Origin of the sequence: Pseudomonas typographi (assembly GCF_014694385.1) — a bacterium.
Taxonomy (GTDB): domain Bacteria; phylum Pseudomonadota; class Gammaproteobacteria; order Pseudomonadales; family Pseudomonadaceae; genus Aquipseudomonas; species Aquipseudomonas typographi.
The window spans coordinates 33990-53059 of record NZ_JAAOCA010000009.1; the positions used below are offsets into that span (position 1 = coordinate 33990).

The 19070-nt window shown below is 61.9% G+C and carries 19 protein-coding genes; 10 read left to right on the plus strand and 9 right to left on the minus strand.

Annotated features, from left to right (window positions below):
• Window positions 1-19: 19 nt before the first annotated feature.
• Window positions 20-172: a DUF3309 family protein gene (locus HAQ05_RS08840; protein WP_190419517.1), complete on the minus strand. Its 153-nt coding sequence runs from the start codon at window positions 170-172 to the stop codon at window positions 20-22.
• A 157-nt stretch (window positions 173-329) separates the two neighbouring features.
• Between HAQ05_RS08840 and HAQ05_RS08845 the strand changes: the two genes are divergently transcribed.
• Both HAQ05_RS08845 and HAQ05_RS28605 read left to right on the plus strand, forming a co-directional pair.
• The gene (locus HAQ05_RS08845) at window positions 330-662 is read left to right on the plus strand and encodes a YnfA family protein (protein WP_190419519.1); all 333 of its coding nucleotides are present in this window, start codon (window positions 330-332) and stop codon (window positions 660-662) included.
• A gap of 154 nt (window positions 663-816) precedes the next feature.
• The gene (locus HAQ05_RS28605; RefSeq protein WP_190419521.1) at window positions 817-1071 is read left to right on the plus strand and encodes a carbon storage regulator; all 255 of its coding nucleotides are present in this window, start codon (window positions 817-819) and stop codon (window positions 1069-1071) included.
• Here HAQ05_RS28605 and HAQ05_RS08855 read toward each other — a convergent pair.
• From HAQ05_RS08855 to HAQ05_RS08870, 4 genes are read right to left on the minus strand one after another with little or no spacing between them, the layout of a single operon-like run.
• Window positions 989-1222 (minus strand): YheU family protein, encoded by a 234-nt coding sequence (locus tag HAQ05_RS08855; protein WP_190419523.1) that lies wholly within the window; start codon window positions 1220-1222, stop codon window positions 989-991. The two genes, HAQ05_RS28605 and HAQ05_RS08855, sit on opposite strands and share 83 nt — an antisense overlap.
• Before the next feature lie 46 nt (window positions 1223-1268).
• A complete protein-coding gene (locus HAQ05_RS08860; RefSeq protein ID WP_190419525.1) occupies window positions 1269-2447 on the minus strand; it encodes an osmoprotectant NAGGN system M42 family peptidase in 1179 nt (392 codons plus the stop codon).
• Window positions 2448-2474: 27 nt separating this feature from the next.
• On the minus strand, window positions 2475-4223 hold the full coding sequence (gene ngg, locus HAQ05_RS08865; protein ID WP_190419526.1) for an N-acetylglutaminylglutamine synthetase: 1749 nt from the start codon (window positions 4221-4223) through the stop codon (window positions 2475-2477).
• A gap of 4 nt (window positions 4224-4227) precedes the next feature.
• Window positions 4228-6000: an N-acetylglutaminylglutamine amidotransferase gene (locus tag HAQ05_RS08870; protein WP_190419528.1), complete on the minus strand. Its 1773-nt coding sequence runs from the start codon at window positions 5998-6000 to the stop codon at window positions 4228-4230.
• A gap of 307 nt (window positions 6001-6307) precedes the next feature.
• Here HAQ05_RS08870 and HAQ05_RS08875 point away from each other — a divergent pair, with 307 nt between their 5' ends.
• On the plus strand, window positions 6308-7003 hold the full coding sequence (locus HAQ05_RS08875; protein WP_190419530.1) for a helix-turn-helix transcriptional regulator: 696 nt from the start codon (window positions 6308-6310) through the stop codon (window positions 7001-7003).
• On the opposite strand, the gene mnmC is transcribed toward HAQ05_RS08875, so the two are convergent.
• Window positions 6998-8923 (minus strand): bifunctional tRNA (5-methylaminomethyl-2-thiouridine)(34)-methyltransferase MnmC2/FAD-dependent 5-carboxymethylaminomethyl-2-thiouridine(34) oxidoreductase MnmC1, encoded by a 1926-nt coding sequence (gene mnmC, locus HAQ05_RS08880; protein WP_190419532.1) that lies wholly within the window; start codon window positions 8921-8923, stop codon window positions 6998-7000. The genes HAQ05_RS08875 and mnmC overlap by 6 nt on opposite strands.
• Window positions 8924-9008: 85 nt before the next feature.
• Between mnmC and pap the strand changes: the two genes are divergently transcribed.
• Window positions 9009-10499, plus strand: coding sequence for a polyphosphate:AMP phosphotransferase (gene pap / locus HAQ05_RS08885; RefSeq protein WP_190419534.1), 1491 nt, complete (start codon window positions 9009-9011; stop codon window positions 10497-10499).
• 32 nt (window positions 10500-10531) lie between these two features.
• Window positions 10532-11503 (plus strand): MBL fold metallo-hydrolase, encoded by a 972-nt coding sequence (locus tag HAQ05_RS08890; RefSeq protein WP_190419536.1) that lies wholly within the window; start codon window positions 10532-10534, stop codon window positions 11501-11503.
• 170 nt (window positions 11504-11673) lie between these two features.
• Here the strand turns inward: HAQ05_RS08890 and HAQ05_RS08895 are convergent, their stop codons facing one another.
• Window positions 11674-11874 carry a DUF6316 family protein gene (locus tag HAQ05_RS08895; RefSeq protein ID WP_190419538.1) on the minus strand — a complete coding sequence of 67 codons (201 nt, stop codon included), beginning with the start codon at window positions 11872-11874 and terminating at the stop codon, window positions 11674-11676.
• Between the two features lie 222 nt (window positions 11875-12096).
• On the minus strand, window positions 12097-13491 hold the full coding sequence (locus HAQ05_RS08900; RefSeq protein WP_190419540.1) for a class II fumarate hydratase: 1395 nt from the start codon (window positions 13489-13491) through the stop codon (window positions 12097-12099).
• 178 nt (window positions 13492-13669) lie between these two features.
• Here HAQ05_RS08900 and HAQ05_RS08905 point away from each other — a divergent pair, with 178 nt between their 5' ends.
• On the plus strand, window positions 13670-14200 hold the full coding sequence (locus HAQ05_RS08905; RefSeq protein WP_190419542.1) for a DUF2059 domain-containing protein: 531 nt from the start codon (window positions 13670-13672) through the stop codon (window positions 14198-14200).
• Between the two features lie 12 nt (window positions 14201-14212).
• Window positions 14213-14509, plus strand: coding sequence for a BolA family protein (locus tag HAQ05_RS08910; protein ID WP_190419544.1), 297 nt, complete (start codon window positions 14213-14215; stop codon window positions 14507-14509).
• Window positions 14510-14518: 9 nt separating this feature from the next.
• Here HAQ05_RS08910 and HAQ05_RS08915 read toward each other — a convergent pair whose 3' ends face one another.
• A complete protein-coding gene (locus HAQ05_RS08915) occupies window positions 14519-14725 on the minus strand; it encodes a hypothetical protein (RefSeq protein WP_190419546.1) in 207 nt (68 codons plus the stop codon).
• Here HAQ05_RS08915 and trhO point away from each other — a divergent pair.
• The 3 genes from trhO to HAQ05_RS08930 all read left to right on the plus strand — a co-directional run bounded on the left by trhO (window position 14724) and on the right by HAQ05_RS08930 (window position 18921).
• Window positions 14724-15659: an oxygen-dependent tRNA uridine(34) hydroxylase TrhO gene (gene trhO, locus HAQ05_RS08920; protein WP_190419548.1), complete on the plus strand. Its 936-nt coding sequence runs from the start codon at window positions 14724-14726 to the stop codon at window positions 15657-15659. The genes HAQ05_RS08915 and trhO overlap by 2 nt on opposite strands.
• A 33-nt stretch (window positions 15660-15692) precedes the next feature.
• Window positions 15693-16295, plus strand: coding sequence for a DsbA family protein (locus HAQ05_RS08925; protein WP_420825761.1), 603 nt, complete (start codon window positions 15693-15695; stop codon window positions 16293-16295).
• Between the two features lie 148 nt (window positions 16296-16443).
• Window positions 16444-18921 (plus strand): EAL domain-containing protein, encoded by a 2478-nt coding sequence (locus HAQ05_RS08930; RefSeq protein WP_190419550.1) that lies wholly within the window; start codon window positions 16444-16446, stop codon window positions 18919-18921.
• The last annotated feature ends 149 nt before the right edge of the window (window positions 18922-19070 follow it).

A 19070-nucleotide genomic window follows, 5' to 3' on the forward strand; every position in this document is an offset into this window, starting at 1 on the left:
CATGGCAGAACACGGGCGGCTATATGCGGCCAAGTAGCAACAGTACCAGTAGCACCACCAATACCACGCCGACGATACCTGATGGCCCGTAGCCCCAGCTTCTAGAGTGAGGGAAAACCGGCAAACCACCGATCAGGAGGAGAATCAGAATGATGACCAGGATTGTGACCATGATGGTTTCCTTGCGTGAGCTTGTTGTCGCACGGTGATGCATCGTGCTTATACCAATGGACTTCGCAGCCTCTGAAAAAGTTTGAAATCATTTAACCACGACGCTGGTTTTTCGCTCCCCTCGGTTATGCTGGGTGTTTTCGAAAAGGGCGTAGATCGTGCTCAACTACTTATGGTTCTTTTTCGCGGCTGTTTTCGAAATCGCAGGCTGCTATGGCGTGTACTTATGGCTACGCATGGGCAAGAGCGCCTGGTGGCTGGTGCCGGCACTGATCAGCCTGAGCGCCTTCGCGCTACTGCTCACCCGTGTCGAAGCTGCCTACGCTGGCCGTGCCTACGCCGCCTACGGCGGGCTTTACACCGTGACGGCGCTGGCGTGGTTGGCGCTCGTTGAAAACGTCCGCCCTACGGCCACGGACGCCTGGGGCGCGCTGCTGTGTGTGGTCGGCGCCAGCGTGATTTTATGGGGGCCACGGTTCAATGTGGGTTAAGAGCGTTCAAAAACAGTCGGCTTGTGGGAAAGCTCTGTAAGAAAAAATGTAACTTATTGTAGGCAAAGGAGATTTCTCTTATTGGCCTCTTGCCAGGCTATCCGGGTTCTTTCAGTCTGGTCGCTCTTAGGGAAGCCTTACAGGGAGAAACGCCATGCTGGTTTTGAGCAGGGACGTCGGCGAAGACATCGTGATAGGCGAGGGCGTGATTCGCATCCGCGTGCTGAGCATCGAGGGGGGCCAGGTGCGTTTAGGCATCAGTGCACCGAAAGAGGTGGGTATTCACCGCGACGAAGTCCACCGCCGCATACATGCCGGCCTCGAGCCTACTGATCCGGCAGCCACTCTCGCGGTACGTCATGCCGCGCCATCAACTGGCACTGCTGGCTCTCGGGGTCGAACAGGATAAGCGCCTGGCCCTTGGCCAACGCCTGGCGCACCCGCAGCACCCGCGTTTGCAAGGGTGTTTCGTCACCGTTGTCGGTGCCGTCGCGGGTGACGAAGTCCTCGATCAAGCGGGTGAGGGTGTCGGGTTCGAGTTGGTCATAGGGAATGATCATAGGCGAGCAGTGTACGTGGCCCCTGGCGTATCGGGAATATCGCAGGTTACTTGCCCAGCAGGCTGTCCACCGCCGGCACCCGCGTTTCGCTTTCCATCTGGGTGCCGTGCTCAAGCTGCTTGCTGAAGTTTTTCAGTGAAGCGTTGGCCGGTTGTGCGTCGCTGGCGAACACCGGTGGGCTCAGCAAGTAGGCGCACAGCATTTTCGCCAATGCGGAGAGGCTGTCGATGTGGGTGCGTTCGTAGCCATGGGTCGCATCGCAACCGAAGGCCACCAGCGCGGTACGGATGTCGTGGCCGGCGGTAACGGCCGAATGGGCGTCGCTGAAGTAGTAACGGAACAGGTCGCGGCGCACCGGCAGGTCATGGCTTTGCCCCAACTTCAACAGGTGCCGTGACAAGTGGTAGTCATAAGGGCCGCTGGAGTCTTGCATGGCCACGCTGACGGCATGTTCGCTGGAGTGTTGGCCAGGCGCGACCGGGGCAATGTCGATGCCAACGAATTCGCTGACATCCCAGGGCAGGGCAGACGCTGCGCCGGAGCCGGTTTCTTCCGTGATGGTAAACAGCGGGTGGCAGTCGATCACTGGCTCCTGGCCGCTGGCTACCACCGCCTTGAGCGCTGCCAGCAAGGCGGCCACGCCGGCTTTGTCGTCAAGGTGCCGCGCGCTGATATGGCCGCTCTCGGTGAATTCGGGCAAGGGGTCGAATGCCACGAAGTCGCCTACATTCACCCCCAAGCTTTCGCAATCGGCGCGGGTAGCGCAATAAGCGTCCAGGCGCAATTCCACGTGGTCCCAACTGACCGGCAATTGGTCGACGGCGGTGTTGAACGCGTGCCCGGACGCCATCAGCGGTAATACGCTGCCACGGATCACGCCATTGTCGGTAAACACGCTAACCCGGCTACCCTCGGCAAAGCGGCTGGACCAGCAGCCCACCGGCGTCAGTGTCAGCCGGCCGTTGTCCTGGATACTACGCACCGCGGCGCCGATGGTGTCCAGGTGCACGGCTACCGCGCGGTCAGGGGAGCTCTTGCGCCCCTTGAGGGTGGCGCGCAGTGTGCCGCGGCGCGTCAGCTCGAAGGGTATGCCCAGTTCCTCCAGGCGTTCGGCCACGTAGCGCACGATGGTGTCGGTGAAACCGGTGGGGCTGGGTATGGCCAGCATCTCCAGCAGTACCCTTTGCAGGTAGTGGATATCGGGTTGGGGAAGGGGCTCGCTCATCAAGGCCTCCTGAAACAGCGCCCGCGACTAGCGCGCAGGCTGAATGTGCGGGAACAGCAAATCGATGAATTTCTCCGCCGTCGGCTGTGGTTCGTGATTGGCCAGGCCCACGCGTTCGTTGGCTTCGATGAACACATAGTCGGGCTGGTCGGCTGCTGGCACCAACAGGTCCAGGCCCACCACCGGGATGTCCAGCGCGCGGGCGGCGCGCACGGCGGCGTCGGCCAGTACCGGGTGCAGAATGCCGGTGACGTCTTCGAGGTGGCCACCGGTGTGCAGGTTGGCGGTTTTGCGCACCGCCAGCACTTGGCCGCTTGGCAAGATGCTGTCGTAGTCGTAACCCGCCGCTTGCACCGTGCGCTCGGTTTCCCGGTCCAGTGGGATACGGCTTTCTCCACCGGTGGCGGCCTGGCGCCGGCGGCTGTGCGCTTCGATCAGCTCGGCCACCGTACGTTGGCCGTCACCGATGACCTGGGCCGGGCGGCGGATGGCCGCGGCCACCACTTCGAAGCCGATGACCACGATGCGCAGGTCATCCCCCTCATGGAAACTTTCCAACAGCACCCGGCTGTCGAAATGGCGCGCTTGTTCGATGGCATGCTGTACATCTTCGAGGGTACGCAGGTCGACTGCCACACCTTTGCCTTGCTCACCGTCCAGCGGCTTGACTACCAAGCGTTGATGCTCGTCGAGAAAGTCTTGGTTGTCATCGGCGCTGGCAGCCAACTGCTGCGCGGGCAGGTGCAGGCCCTCGGCGGCCAGCACTTTGTGCGTCAGGCTTTTATCTTGACACAGCATCACGCTGATGGCGCTGGTCAAGTCGCTGAGCGATTCCCGGCAGCGCACCCGCCGGCCGCCATGGCTGAGGCTGAACAGCCCTGCCTCGGCGTCGAGTTCTTGCACGTCGATACCGCGCCGATAGGCTTCGTCGATGATGATGCGTGCATAGGGGTTGAAATCGCCGGTGGGGCCAGGGCCCATGAACAGCTTTTGATTGATGGCGTTCTTGCACTTCACCGCGAAGGTGGGCAGGGTGCGAAAGCCCAGCTTGGCATAGAGGTTTTTCGCCAAGCGATTGTCGTGCATCACCGACAGGTCCATAAAGGCCAGGCCGCGGCTCATGAAGTGCTCGACCAAATGGCGCACCAACACCTCACCCACGCCGGGGCGCGTGCAACGCGGGTCTACAGCCAAGCACCACAAGCTACTGCCATGGTCCGGGTCATCGAAGGCTTTGCGATGGTTCAGCCCCATCACGCTGCCGATGACCGCCCCGGTGTCTTCATCCTGGGCCAGCCAATACACCGGCCCGCCTTGATGGCGGGGCGTAAGCAGGGCAGGGGCGACCGGCAACATGCGCCGCTTGAGGTATAAGCGGTTGATGGCTTCCCAGTCGCCGGCGGTGTGCGCTCGGCGAATGCGAAAACCGCGGAATACCCGCTGCGCTGGGCGGTAATCGGAAAACCAAAGGCGCAGCGTATCGGAAGGGTCGAGGAACAATTGTTGCGGGGCCTGTGCCAGCACCTGCTGCGGCGCCGCGACATACAAAGCGATATCGCGCTCGCCTGGCCGTTCGGCCAACAGCGCTTCGGCCATGGCCTCTGGCGAGGCGTAGGTATGGCCAATCAGCAGCCGGCCCCAGCCGCAGTGAAGCGCCCGTGGGCCGCCAGCACGTGGGTCGCTGCCGTCTTCGGCCCGGCGCGCTTGTAGGCGTTCATATGAGGGCGCTTGGCCGCGCAGCAGGCGTTGGTTCAAGGCATTGGCTTGGGCTTTCATCGGGTCACAGTCCTTGTTCGCTGAGCCACAGGTTCAAGGCTGCCAGTTGCCACAGTTTCGAGCCGCGCAAAGGCGTAAGTTGGCCTTGCGGGTTGCTGAGCAGGCGGTCGAGCATGGCGGCATCGAACAGGCCGCGGTCCTGGCTGCGGTCAAGCAGCAGGTCACGCACCCAGCCCAGCGTGGCACCTTCAAGGTGCTTCAGGCCTGGCACCGGAAAGTAGCCTTTTTTGCGGTCGATGACCTCGCTTGGGATCACCTTGCGCGCCGCTTCTTTAAGCACCTGTTTGCCGCCGTCGGGCAATTTGAAGCGTGCCGGCACCCGTGCCGAGAGTTCCGCCAGCCGATAGTCCAAAAACGGTGTACGCGCCTCCAGGCCCCATGCCATGGTCATGTTGTCGACCCGCTTGACTGGGTCGTCGACCAACATCACCGTGCTGTCCAGGCGCAGGGCTTTGTCTACGGCGGCGTCGGCGCCGGGTTGGGCGAAATGCTGGTGAACGAAGTCGCCGGCGGCATCGTGGTCTACCCGCCATTTGGCCTGCACGGTGGCGGCATAATCGGCATAATCACGGTCGAAAAAGGCGCTGCGGTAGGCGGCGAAGGCATCTTCGGCACCGTCCACTTGCGGGTACCAGTGGTAACCCGCGAACAATTCGTCCGCGCCCTGGCCACTTTGCACCACTTTGCAGTGCTTGCTCACTTCCCGCGACAACAAATAGAACGCGATGCAATCATGGCTGACCATCGGTTCGCTCATCGCGCGAAACGCAGCAGGAAGTTGCTCGATGATCTCGTGCTCCGCCACGCGCAATTGGTGGTGGCGGGTGCCGTAATGGCGTGCGATCAGGTCGGAATATTGAAATTCATCGCCGCGCTCGCCGCCGGCGTCCTGGAAGCCGATGGAAAAGGTCGAGAGGTCCTGCACGCCAGCCTCTCGCAGCAGCCCGACCAATAGGCTGGAGTCCACCCCACCCGACAGCAGCACGCCGACGTCCACGGCCGCGCGCTGGCGGATCGCTACCGCCTCGCGTGTGCTTTGCAGCACCCGTTCTACCCAATCTTGCAGGGTCAAACCGTGTTCATCGGCATGCGGGCCGTAGGGCAGGGTCCACCACGTATGCTGCTCCGTGGTGCCATCGGCATCGATACGCATCCAGGTCGCCGGTGCCAACTTTTGCACGTTGGCCAACAGGGTACGTGGGGCGGGAACTACGGCATGGAAGTTCAGGTAGTGATTAAGGGCGATGGGGTCAAGCACCGGGTCGATATCGCCACCCTTGAGCAGCGCGGGCAAGCTTGAGGCAAAACGCAGATGTTGTGCGTTGCGGCTGAAGTACAACGGCTTCACACCCAGGCGGTCGCGCGCCAGGAACAGGCGCCGGCGGTCGCGTTCCCAGATGGCGAAAGCGAACATGCCATTGAGCTTGGGCAGCAGATGCTCGCCCCAGGCATGGTACCCCTTGAGCAGCACCTCGGTATCGCCAGCGGAATAAAATGAATACCCCAACGCTTCGAGTTCCGCACGCAGTTCGGGATAGTTGTAGATCGCACCATTGAATGCCAGCGTAAGGCCGAGCTGGCCATCGACCATCGGCTGCGCCGAGCTGTCGGAGAGGTCCATGATTTTTAGCCGGCGGTGCCCCAATGCGACGGGGCCTTGGCTATGAAAGCCCCAGGCATCCGGCCCACGCGGGGCCATGTGATGGGTAATACGTTCCACGGCCGCCAAGTTGGCCGGCTGTTGGTTGAAACTGATTTCGCCACTGATTCCGCACATATTTCCTTACCGGTGTTTCCGTTGGGGATGTAAGAAACAGACAGGGTGACGCAGTGATGGTTTTAGACCATTGGGTTATAAAAGATCCGCATCAAAGGGTTGCCCTACAAGCAAAAACCGGCCAGGCCTTTCCGTGACTGCAGAATTGTGGCTACTTGCCATTGCTGCGCTGAATACATAATATAACTCATTGAAATATTGGCTATTTTTCAGAGATCGATAAATGAAAATTTAATTCCGGGCGTCCGATGATCGGGCATTTGCGTTAAGCTCGAACGCGCTTACATTCACACGTGCTGGAGAAAGCATGTCCGCGTCCAAGCAGGCCAGCAGCGCATCATCGAGCCAGCCCAGTGATGAGCCGGCAGCATTTCCCGAACTCGATGCTTTTTGTAATGATATTGGTTTTTCGTACTGGTCTCTTTACCTGAATCATTATAACCCCCCGGGTAATGCCGTATTCCGTAGCAACTTACCGGCACCTTGGCAAGCGTGGACGCAAGCGCACCTTGCGGCCATTTTCGACTCCCTTCGCGCCCCGCGTTTCGAGGTCAATGCGCCTTTCCGCTGGGGTCGCACGTTGTTGGAGCAGGCCTCGCCGATGCCACGCGGGTTGAATGTACCTGCCGGCTTCGAGGGGGTGAGCATCATTTTGCAAGACGCTGGCCGACATCACAGCGTGTTCACGGTAAGGCGCGATAACAGCCCCCTGGACGACCCTGAATTCGCCGCGATGGGGGGCCAGTTGGCATGGATGGCGGGTTTGTTGCACCGGGCTGCGCGCCTGGGGCCAGTCGGCGGCACGCCAAAGCCGAAACTAACTCCACGCCAGGTGGAAGTGATGCGGTTGGTGGTCGTGGGCAAAACGGCGCAAGAAATTTCCAACCTGCTCAACGTTAGCCGGCGCACCGTGCGTTTTCACCAAGAACGGGTGATGATCACCCTCGATACCACGAACATTACCGCCGCCGCCTTCCAGGCGGGTCTGTTGGGGCTGCTATGAGTGCACGCGGCGCTTTTTCAATTGGCGCATCAAGAAGCGGTCTGGATGGCAGGCGTGGGCGACGTCCCTCGGTAAGGGTAGGGGTTCGCCTTCCAGCCAGGCGGCCAGCAGTTCACCGGCCAACGGCGCAGTAACCAGCCCGCGTGAGCCGTGGCCGCTGTTCACATACAGGCCCTCCCGCCAGCGCGGGGCCGCCGAGCCGCCGGGCTGCTCATTCCCATGGGCTTCAGACAGCGGGCCGATCACCGGCAGGTAGTCTGGTGTGGTGCAGCGCAGCGAGGCCCGCCCCGACAATTCAGCCGGCTGCAGGGCCCAGGCTCCGGCCAGTTCGGGGCTGATTTGCGCCAGGCGTGCCAGGTTGCCCGCATGTTCCGCGTTGGTGGGTTGCAGGCCTGTGGCGGTGAAATCGAAACTGGCGCCCAACGTGTGTTCGCCCAGCCTGGGTGGGGCGATATAGCCCTCTGCACAGAGGACCGTGCGCAACGCCCCACTGGGCCGATTGGCCGGCAGATAGGTCACCTGTCCGCGGATGGGCTTGAGCGGCAGGCCGGTGAGGCGCGCGGCATCCTCGGCATTGGCCACTATCACCACCGGTGCCTGCTCCAGGCACCGCTCGCCGTCGAACAACCGCCAAGCGCCTGCATCGCGTTCGAGCGCCGACACTTGGCAGTAAGGGCGAAACTCGATGGCCGGGTGGTCCATCCACCACCGGCATAGCGCGGCGGGGTGAACCCAACCTGCGTCAGGAAAATACAGCCCGCCGCTGGGCACGCCAACACCCGCTTGGATACTGGCCGCATCCTGCGCCAAGGCTTGCACCAAGTCGCTGTCGAACGCCTGGGCCAATGCTGCCTGGCGGTTGCGTTCTTTTTCGTCAAAGGCCAGCTGTAGCACACCGCATGCATCCCACGCCTGGCCCTGGGGTAAATGCTCCAACTGCCGCCGGATGTACCCGAAGCCACTGACGATCAGCCGCGACAGGGCGGTGCCGTGGGCGGATAACTTGAGGTAAAGCACCCCTTGCGGGTTGCCGGAAGCGCCTTGGGCCAGGCCGCCGGCGCGGTCCAGCACGGTGACCCGCCAGCCGCGCGCCGCCAGGCTAGCGGCGCTGGCGCAACCGGCGAGGCCGGCGCCGATCACTACGGCTCGCCGCTCGCCATGTGGGGTGGGTGGGCGGTTAAACCATGGGCCTGACACAGGTTGTGGCGCACCGGTGTACACCCCCCGCATCACCTCGCGTTTGCGCCCGAAGCCGGGCACCCGGAACATGTCGAAACCTTCGGCCATCAGGCCGCGGCGCACCACCCCGGCGGCAGTGAAGGTACCGAGGGTGGCGCCAGGGGCAGACAGCCTGGCCAACTGCGCGAACAAACCGGGGGTCCACATCTCAGGGTTCTTGGCCGGGGCAAAACCGTCCAGAAACCAGGCATCGACCATGGCATCCAGCGCCGCGAGTTGCTCGATTACATCGCCCACCAGCAGCGTGAGGGTTACCCTGCCGGCGGCGAACACCACGCGCTGGAACCCCGGTTGCAGCACAAGGTACTGCCCCAGCAGTTGCTGGCCATATAGCGCCAACTGCGGCCACAGTGCCACAGCCCGGGCCAGGTCGGCCCGGCTCAAGGGGTACTTCTCCACGCTCACGAAGTGCAGCCGCGCATCGGCCGGGGCATGTTGCTCGAACAACTGCCAGGCGCAAAAAAAGTTAAGGCCCGTACCGAAGCCGGTTTCGCCGACCACGAAGCAGGCGCCTGCCGGTAGCGCTCGCCAGCGCTCGCACAAGCGATTTTGGTCGATGAAGTTGTGCAGGGTTTCGGCCAGCCCCGATTCCTTGGAAAAGTACACATCATCGAAGGCCGTGGACACGGGCAAGCCGTGTTCATCCCAATGGATCCGGGCGTGGCGTGGAGTATCGTTCATGTCGCTCTCTGGGGTAGACACGGCAAACGCAACATTTTGCCAGATGTCGGGGTCCAGATGAGCAATGCCTGACAGGGAGCGCCCAATGTTTGAGTCCGCCGAAATCGGTCACGCCGTCGACGATGCCACTTACCGCAAGCAAGTGCCCGCGCTTCGCCAAGCGCTGCTCGATGCCCAGTACGACCTGAGGGAAAAAGCAGCGTTTCCGGTCATCATTTTGATCAACGGCATCGAAGGGGCGGGCAAGGGTGAAACCGTCAAGCTGCTGAACGAATGGATGGACCCGCGGCTGATTGAGGTGCGCACCTTCGACCGCCCCAGCGATGAAGAGTTGGCCCACCCTACCCCCTGGCGCTATTGGCGCAAATTGCCGGCCAAGGGGCGCATGGGGGTGTTCTTTGGCAACTGGTACAGCCAGATGATCCAGAACCGTGTGCACGGCCGTATCAAGGACGCGGTGCTCGACCAGGCCATCAATGACGCCGAGCGCCTGGAACAGATGCTGTGTGACGAAGGCGCGCTGATTTTCAAGTTCTGGTTTCACCTCTCGAAAAAACAAATGAAAAAGCGCCTCAAGGCGCTGAAAGACGACCCCCTGCACCGTTGGCGCCTCAGCCCGCTGGACTGGCAGCAATCCAAAACCTATGACCGTTTCGTGCGCTTCGGTGAGCGCGTGCTGCGCCGTACCAGCCGTGACTATGCGCCCTGGCATGTTATTGAGGGGGTAGATGCCAATTACCGCAGCTTGGCGGTGGGGCGCATTTTGCTCGATGGCCTGCGTGCGGCGCTGGAGCACCCGGCCCATCCGGTGCATCAGGCCATGGCACCGTTGGGTGACAGTATCGACAAGCTCAACCTGCTCGATTCGCTCGACCTGTCGCGCAGCTTGGGCAAGGACGAATACCCGCAACGCCTGATAGAAGAGCAAGCCCGCCTGGCGACGCTGCTGCGCGATAAGCGTATGCGCCGCCATGCGTTGGTGGCGGCGTTCGAAGGCAACGACGCGGCGGGCAAGGGCGGCGCCATTCGCCGCGTAGCCGCGGCGCTGGACCCACGCCAGTACCACATCGTGCCGATTGCTGCGCCCAGCGAAGATGAACGTGCCCAGCCGTATCTATGGCGCTTTTGGCGGCGGATCCCGGCGCGTGGGCAGTTCACGGTATTCGACCGTTCCTGGTACGGCAGGGTGCTGGTGGAGCGGGTCGAGGGCTTATGCAGCCAAAGCGACTGGATGCGTGCCTACGGTGAAATCAACGATTTCGAAGAGCAACTGGTTGATGCCGGAGTGATCGTGGTCAAGTTTTGGTTGGCGATCGACGCCAAGACCCAATTGCAACGGTTCAAAGCACGGGAGAATACCCCGTTCAAACGCTATAAAATCACCGACGATGATTGGCGCAACCGCGAGAAATGGCCGTTGTACCGCGAAGCGGTGGGCGACATGGTCGACCGCACCAGCACCGAAATCGCGCCGTGGACGTTGGTGGAGGCCAACGACAAGCATTGGGCCCGGGTCAAAGTGCTGCGCACCCTAAATGATGCGCTCGAGGCGGCGCTCAAGCGCGACAAGGGGTAGTGTGGTGCAGCGTTGTTTTTTAGGAGTTTGCAGTGGAGCTGCTTTTTCTCGGTACGTCGGCGGGTGTGCCTACGCGGGGGCGCAACGTCTCGGCCACGGCGTTGTTGCCGGCCAACCGCAAGGGTTGGTGCCTGGTGGATTGCGGCGAGGGCACCCAGCATCAAGTGCTGCGCACGCCGCTGTCGTTGCATGACCTGGACGCGGTGTTCATCACCCATGTGCACGGCGACCATTGCTTCGGCCTGCCGGGGCTGTTCAGCAGCGCCGGCATGAGCGGGCGCACCCGGCCGCTGAAGCTGGTCGCGCCGGCTGCGCTGGAACCCTGGTTGGCAATGACCCTGGAGGTCAGCCACAGCACGCTGCCGTTCGAGGTCGAATTCCAGGCGGTGGAAAGCTTTGGCGGCGTGGCGGTTGCCGAGTGGTCGGTGACGACCTTGGCGCTGTCGCACCGTGTGCCGTGCTGGGCCTATGTGTTCACCGAGGCCAAACCCGAGCCGCGCCTGGACGTACAGCGTTTGGCCGCCGAGGGCATACCCCGCGGGGCGTTGTGGGGCCAGCTTGCCCAAGGCCAGACGGTGGTATGGCAAGGCCGCCTGTTACAAGGCAACGACTACCGCCTGGCGGGCCGTATGGCGCAGCGGGTGGTTATCTGTGGCGACAACGACACCCCGGCGTTATTGCGCGAGGCCTGTGGGCAGGCCCAGGTGCTGGTGCATGAGGCAACCTACACTCAATCGGTGTTGGAAGCGGGCAAACAGGGGTATGGCCACAGTAGCGCGCAAGCAGTCGCGCGCATGGCTGAGCAAGCCGGGCTGGCGAACCTGGTACTGACGCACTTCAGCCCCCGTTACCAAGCCGCCGGTGGCTCTGGCGCGTCGATCGACGACATCCGCCAAGAGGCGGCCGCGGCGTACCGCGGGCGCCTTTGGCTGGCCCGTGACTTGGCGCACTACCGGTTGGCCCGCAATGGCCTGCTGGAGGCGGTGGCGCCTCCGCCAGGCTGAGCCCGGTGTGGCGGCGCAGGCGTTCGCATAAGCATTGTTGGGTGCATTTTGCGATTGGGCAAGGCGCCGTGACCCGCCATGGCCAGGCTATAGCGATGGGCTGCAGCGCCGCCCGTGAGCAAAAGCATCGTCGAAAGGGTGCAGCCAGCCCCAGCCTCTGCGGCACCCCATTAGTGGCTATTTAACGGTGCCTGGCGCCTGGCGCGCTGGATGTACACCCGGCTTTCTCGTTCAGCTTCCTCGCGTGAGCCATAGGGCCCTTCGAGGGTGCGCTCTCGAGTGCTGAAAAAGAATTGCCCATTGACGAGCGAGATGCGGTCTGCCCGGAAGTGACTGGCCGATAAGGGGTCGTGTTCACGTTTGCCGAACATAATGCCTCCTGATGAACGGGTTAACAAACGCTAGCGTGGTGCCTCTGAAGTTAGCTGCACCACCTGGACGGTGCCTTTGCCGCCGGGCGGTGGCGCATTTGCGTTTCTCGCCATGGCTGTACTGCGTCGGTCATGGCGCCTGGCCCGGCCTGCAAAATCACACGCCAATGCGTGCACGAACTTCTGCGGCACACACTGGTTTTACGGGGCTGCCCGGTACCTTTAGCCTTGACCACCGGCCTCGAGCATGTTTTCCGGGCGTACCCATTGGTCGAATTCTTCACTAGACAGGTAGCCGAGCGCCAGCGCCGCCTCGCGCAGGGTGCTGCCCTCGGCATAGGCTTTCTTGGCGATTTGCGCAGCTTTGTCGTAACCGATGTGTGGGTTCAGCGCGGTCACCAGCATCAGCCCACGCTCGAGGTGCTCTGCCATGCGTTCGGCATCGGGCTCAAGGCCCGCGATGCAGTGTGCTTGGAAGTTGCGGCAACCATCGGTGAGCAGGCCGATGGACTCGAGCACATTGTGGATGATCACCGGTTTGTACACGTTAAGCTGTAAGTGGCCCTGGCTCGCAGCCAGGCCGATGGTGACGTCATTACCCATTACCTGGCATGCCAGCATCGACAACGCTTCGCATTGGGTCGGGTTGACCTTGCCGGGCATGATCGAGCTGCCTGGCTCGTTAGCGGGCAACTTCACCTCGGCCAGCCCTGCCCGCGGGCCAGAACCTAACAGGCGCAAGTCGTTGGCCAACTTCATCAATGCGACCGCCAGGGTCTTGAGTGCCCCGGCCAGGGTCGTCAGCGGCTCGTGGCCGGCCAATGCCGCAAATTTATTAGGGGCGGTCACGAAGGGTAGGCCGCTCAAGGCCGCCAATTCCGCGGCGATGGCCTCTGCAAAGCCGTGCGGCGCGTTAAGCCCGGTGCCGACGGCCGTGCCACCCTGGGCTAACTCGCACACCGCCGGCAGGGCGGCGCGGATAGCGCGCTGGGCGTAGTCCAACTGGGCCACGTAGGCCGAGAGCTCCTGGCCGAAGGTCACCGGCGTGGCGTCCATCATATGGGTGCGGCCCGTTTTGACCAGCTTGGTGTGGCGCGCGGCAAGCTCGGCAAGGCCTGCGGACAACTCGGCGATGGCCGGCAACAACCGGCCTTGCACGGCCTGGACCGCGGCGATGTGCATGGCGGTCGGGAAACAGTCGTTAGAGCTTTGCGAGCGGTTCACGTGGTCGTTGGGGTGTACCGGGCTTTTGCCCCCGCGGCCCTGGCCCGCCAGTTCGTTGGCCCGCCCAGCGATGACCTCGTTGACGTTCATGTTGCTTTGGGTACCGCTGCCGGTTTGCCACACCACCAGCGGGAACTGGTCGTCATGCTGGCCAGCCAATACTTCATCAGCGGCTTGCTCGATCAGCCGGGCAAGGTCTGCCGGCAGGTCGCCGTTACGGTCGTTGACCCGCGCGGCAGCTTTTTTGATCAGCGCCAGTGCATGCACCACTGGCAGCGGCATGCGCTGTTCGCCGATGGCAAAGTTCACTCGCGAGCGCTGGGTCTGCGCGCCCCAGTAGGCGTCGTCTGGAACTTCGACCTGGCCGAGGCTGTCAGTTTCGATGCGGCTCATGCGGCGTTTACTCCCTGTGAGGCGTTGAACGTATCAGCCTGTATAGGCCCCGCGACACCCGGCTTGGTTCAACCGCGAACATGACAAACACCTTCGCAGGGTTGAGCCGGCCGCGCCATCAGGTGCAGAATGCCCCTCCCTGGGGCCTGCGCTCCCACCTGCTATTTAAGGAAACACGATGACCCGTCTTCGCGCCCTCTGCACCGCAGCCGTTTTGGTATGCGCCAGCGGTTCCGTCTTTGCTGACCAGGCCAGCCACAACGCCAGTGCCGAGGCATTCCTGACGACCGTCCATGCCGATAAGTTGGGCACACCTATCTATATGCAGGTGCAGCAGATGTTTTCCCAGCGCTTCGAACAGGCCAAGGCGCCAGAGTCAAAAAAGGCGACGCTCGAAGGCTATGAGGCCAAGGCCAATGCAGCGCTCGACTCGGCCATCGGTTGGAGCAAGGTCAAGCCAGACCTGATCAAACTCTACACGGACAACTTCACCGAAACTGAGCTCAACGATTTGGTCAAGTTCTACACATCGCCGCTGGGCCAGAAAGTGCTGCAGCAAATGCCGCAAGTCACCCAGCAGTCGGCCATGCTCATGCAGCAAAAGCTCGACCCGGCAGTACCGGTGGTCAACAAGCTGCTCGAAGACATGACCAAAGAAGTGGCCCCAGCGCCTGCCCCGGGTACCAAGCCCGCCCCGGCGAAAAAATAAGAGGCAACCGCCATGACGATGCAGACCCGCCTCGAGCACACGCTGGCGCTGCTGCAGCCGGTACACCTGCAAGTGCTCGACGAGAGCCATATGCATAGCCGCGGCCAGCAGACGCACTACAAGGCGGTGGTGGTCAGTGCGCGTTTCGATGGGCTCTCCAGCGTCAAGCGCCACCAATTGGTGTACGGCACCCTTGGCGAACTGATGGGCGAGTTCCATGCCCTGGCGTTGCATACCTATACCCCAGAGGAGTGGGCACAACTAGGGAACGTACCGGCGTCCCCGGTGTGCGCCGGCGGGCATTCCTGAAGCCACACTTCAGCCGTTCGCTGCCGTGCCGATATAGCCATTGACCTGGCGCAACAAAGCCCACCAGGGTTTTGTTAGAATCGGCGGCGCACTACGCCATGAAGTGGCAAGCCGAACACCGGCTTGCCCTGCGTTAAGCACCCTGGCGCATGCGTTTTTACCTGTACCTTCAAACCGGTCCGCCTTTTGCGAAGGCAACCACTGGAGCATTTGCATGTCTGCATCCATTGTTGTGGCAGCGCTATACAAGTTCGTCACACTCGAAGATTTCATCGCCCTGCGCCAGCCCTTGCTCGACGTAATGGTAGCCAATGGCGTCAAGGGCACCCTGTTGCTGGCTGACGAAGGCATCAACGGTACCGTATCCGGTACCCGCGAGGGCATCGACGCGCTGCTCGCCTGGTTGCGCCGCGACCCGCGCCTGGCCGACGTCGATCACAAGGAAAGCTACTGCGACGAGCAGCCGTTCTACCGCACCAAGGTTAAACTCAAGAAAGAAATCGTGACCCTCGGCGTACCCGGGGTAAACCCTAACCATAAGGTCGGCACCTACGTCGACCCGGTGGATTGGAACGCGTTGATCGATGACCCGGAGGTACTGCTAGTCGACACACGGAACGACTATGAAGTGGCGATCGGCACCTTCGAAGGCGCGGTAGACCCGAAAACCACCACCTTTCGCGAGTTCCCCGACTATGTGAAGGCCAACTTCGACCCCGCCCGGCACAAAAAGGTAGCGATGTTCTGCACCGGTGGCATCCGCTGCGAAAAGGCCTCCAGCTACATGCTGGGAGAAGGTTTTGAAGAGGTGTATCACCTCAAGGGCGGCATTCTCAAGTACCTGGAGCAAGTGCCGCAGGCGCAGTCGAAATGGCGTGGGGACTGCTTCGTCTTCGATAACCGCGTCACCGTGCGCCATGACCTGTCCGAAGGCGAGTATGACCAGTGCCACGCATGCCGCTCGCCGATCAGCGCCGATGATCGCGCCAGCGAGCATTACACCCCGGGAATAAGTTGCCCGCACTGCGCCGGCAAATTGGCCGATAAAACCCGCCAGGCGGCCGTCGAGCGGCAAAAGCAAATCGAACTGGCCAAGGCGCGCAACCGGCCCCATCCTATTGGCTACAACTATCGCAAAGCCGAGGTTTGAGCCGTGCGCCGCCTGCTCTACGTGATGGACCCAATGTGCTCCTGGTGCTGGGGGTTCGCACCGGTGGCGGCGGCGCTGTTCGAGCAGGCGGCCACCGCCGGTGTCGCCGCGCATCTGGTGATGGGCGGCCTGCGCAGCGGTGGTGCGGCATTGGATACCACCACCCGGCAGTACATCCTTGAGCATTGGCGCGCTGTGCAGCAAACCACTGGGCAGCCGTTTCATTTCGAGGGCGCATTGGCCGACGGGTTCGTTTACGACACCGAACCTGCCTGCCGGGCGGTAGTCACTGCCCGTCGGCTCGCGGAAGACCTCGCCTGGCCATTGGCAAGGGGCATCCAGCAGGCGTTCTACGCCCAAGGCCGTGACACCAGCGAAGTCGCCACCCTGGTAGCACTGGCCGAGCAAGTGGGCATCCCCCGTATCGAATTCGCCGAAGCCTTCGACCTGGCTGAACAGGCGCGGGCTACCCAGGCGGACATCACGTGGGCCCGAGACCTGGGGATCGCCGGCTTCCCGACACTATTAGCGCAAAATGGCAGCCAATTGGCCTTGCTCACCAACGGTTATCAACCGCTGGAAGCCTTGGCCCCGTTGCTCGGCGCCTGGCTGCGACATAACACCGAGGCCCGTTGAAAATATTGCTACCGAACTGATTGCGCTCTGCTAGTCTCGACAAAGACTTGCCGGGTTCGGTCGGGCGCGTTGCGCATGTCGCTCATCGCCGGCCGCCCTCCCAGAGTGCGCGGCGTCAGTCGTTCAGCCGCAATGTGCAAGGGACCTCATGAAGCAGCAGACTCGGATGCTCGAAAGCCCAAGGCTCATCGCCATTGCTTGGCCATTTATCGCCGTGGTCCTTCTGTTGGCGTCGCTGGGTACTTTCAGCCTTTACGCGATGTCGGCGATGCGGGGTTACGTTGCCGGTGAAAGCCTTTGGTCCAAGGGCCAGAAAGACGCAATCTACTACCTGAACCTGTACGCAAGCAGCCCCGATGAGCGAATTTTCCAGAAGTATCGGCAAGCCATTGCCGTTCCTCAGGGCGGCCACGACTTGCGCATGGCGCTGGATCAACCCGTCGCGGACACGGCCAAGGCGCGGATAGGGCTGCAGCAGGGCGGTAACCATGCCGACGACTTCAGCGGCATCATCTGGTTTTTCCTGAATTTCCGCCATTTTTCCTATTTTGCCCGCGCGATCGACCTCTGGACCATTGGCGATGGGTACCTGTTCAAGCTCGACGAAGTTGCCCAGGCCATGCACAGCAGCATCCAGGCTGGGCAGGCGGGCCCGGACGATGTAAGGCGCTGGAAGGCGCAGATCCTGGACATCAACGAGCAGGTGACGCCTGCGGCGAAGGCGTTCAGTGATGCGTTGGGCGAGGGCTCGCGTTTCTTGCAGCGCCTGCTGATAGGCATCAACTTGTTTACCGCTTTCGCGCTGATCGCGATTGCGCTGTGGATCACCCGCAAGCTGCTCGCCCAGCGCCACGCCTTCGCCGAAGCGTTGCAGGAAGAAAAAGACCGTGCGCAAGTGACCCTGGCCTCGATTGGCGACGGTGTGATCGCCACCGACGTGGACGGCGCCATTGTTTACATGAACCCGGCCGCCGAACAGTTGACCCATCTGAAAGCTGAGCAGGCGGCGGGCCTACCGCTGGCGGCGCTGTTCAACCTGCTCGACGAGAACGCCGAGCGTGACGCTTCGACGTTGATCGAGCGTATCCGTACCGGCCAGCTCAATGGCGGCCGCGAACACCCGCGGATGATCCAGCGGCTTGATGGCAGCATGGTGTCGGTGGCTTTGGGGGGGGCGCCGATCGTTCACGACAGCCGCATCAGCGGTACGGTGCTGGTGCTGCACGACATGACCCAGGAACGGCAATACATCGCCAACCTCGCCTGGCAAGCCACCCACGATGCGTTGACGGGCCTGGCTAACCGCCGGGAGTTCGAGTTCCGCCTTGAGCAGGCACTCAACGGGCTGAACGACAGCGGTACGCGCCACGCACTGCTGTTTCTCGATCTGGACCAGTTCAAGCTGGTCAACGACACCTGCGGCCATGCCGCCGGTGATGAGCTGCTTCGGCACATCTGCGCCTTGTTGCAGTCGGGCCTTGGTGGTGGCGACACCTTGGCGCGGCTGGGTGGCGATGAGTTTGGCGTATTGCTCGAGCACTGTGCGCCGCAGGTGGCCGAGAGGACCGCCGAGCAGTTGCGCGAAGCGGTGCAGAACTTGCATTTCGTGTGGAAGGGCCGGCCCTTCATGACTACCCTGAGCGTGGGCTTGGTACACCTGCATCAGCCACCCACTACCTTGGAAGAGGCGCTGCGGGTCGCCGACCTGGCTTGCTATATGGCCAAGGAAAAAGGCCGTAACCGCGTGCAGGTGTATCACGAAGACGATACCGAGCTGACCGTGCGCTTCGGTGAAATGGCCTGGGTGCAGCGCTTGCGCCTGGCTCTGGAAGAAGACCGCTTCTGCCTGTACGCCCAGGAAATCGCCAGCATCGGCGGCCTACCCACAGCCAGCGGCCACGCCAGCCATGTGGAGGTCTTGGTGCGGCTACAGGATGAAAGTGGCCGGATCATTCTGCCCAACAGCTTTATCCCCGCGGCCGAGCGCTATGGGCTGATGCCTTCGCTGGATCGCTGGGTTGTACAAAATGTGTTCAAGGTGTTGCGCCAGTGCCTGGACGAAGGCGGTGACCAACCCCTGGCTATGTGTGCGATCAACCTGTCGGGCGCCAGCATTGGCGACGACGAATTTCTTGATTTTATCCGTGAGCAACTGTACCGGTACGACATTCCAGCACAGTTGATTTGTTTCGAAATTACCGAAACCAGCGCCATCGCCAACCTCGCCAGCGCTATTGGCTTCATCAATGAACTCAAAGACCTTGGCTGCCTGTTTTCCCTAGACGATTTCTGCGCGGGAATGTCGTCGTTTGCCTATTTGAAGCATTTGCCAGTGGACTTTCTCAAGATCGACGGCAGTTTCGTCAAAGACATGCTCGACGACCCGATCAACCGCGCGATGGTCGAGGTGATCAACCATATCGGCCACGTGATGGGCAAGCGAACGATCGCTGAGTTCGTAGAATCCCCGTTGATTGAGCAGGCCCTGGTAGAAATCGGCGTCGATTACGCGCAGGGTTATCTGATCGAGCGCCCCTTGCCGTTTACCTGCCAGAGCCTGCGCCGGGCGGACGCACAAGGCAGGGGCGCACGGGTTTCACCTACCTCGCCGCATGTATGCGACTAGAGCGGTAGGTAAGGCGCACTCGCGTGGGGCTTGAGGCGCTGGTACCCCGATTGCCGGGTAAATTATGGCTGGGCAAGGCGCCGTGATGATACGTAGCAGGGCTATGGTGAGCAATGACAACCCAGCTTGGCCGTAAAAAGCACCGTCAA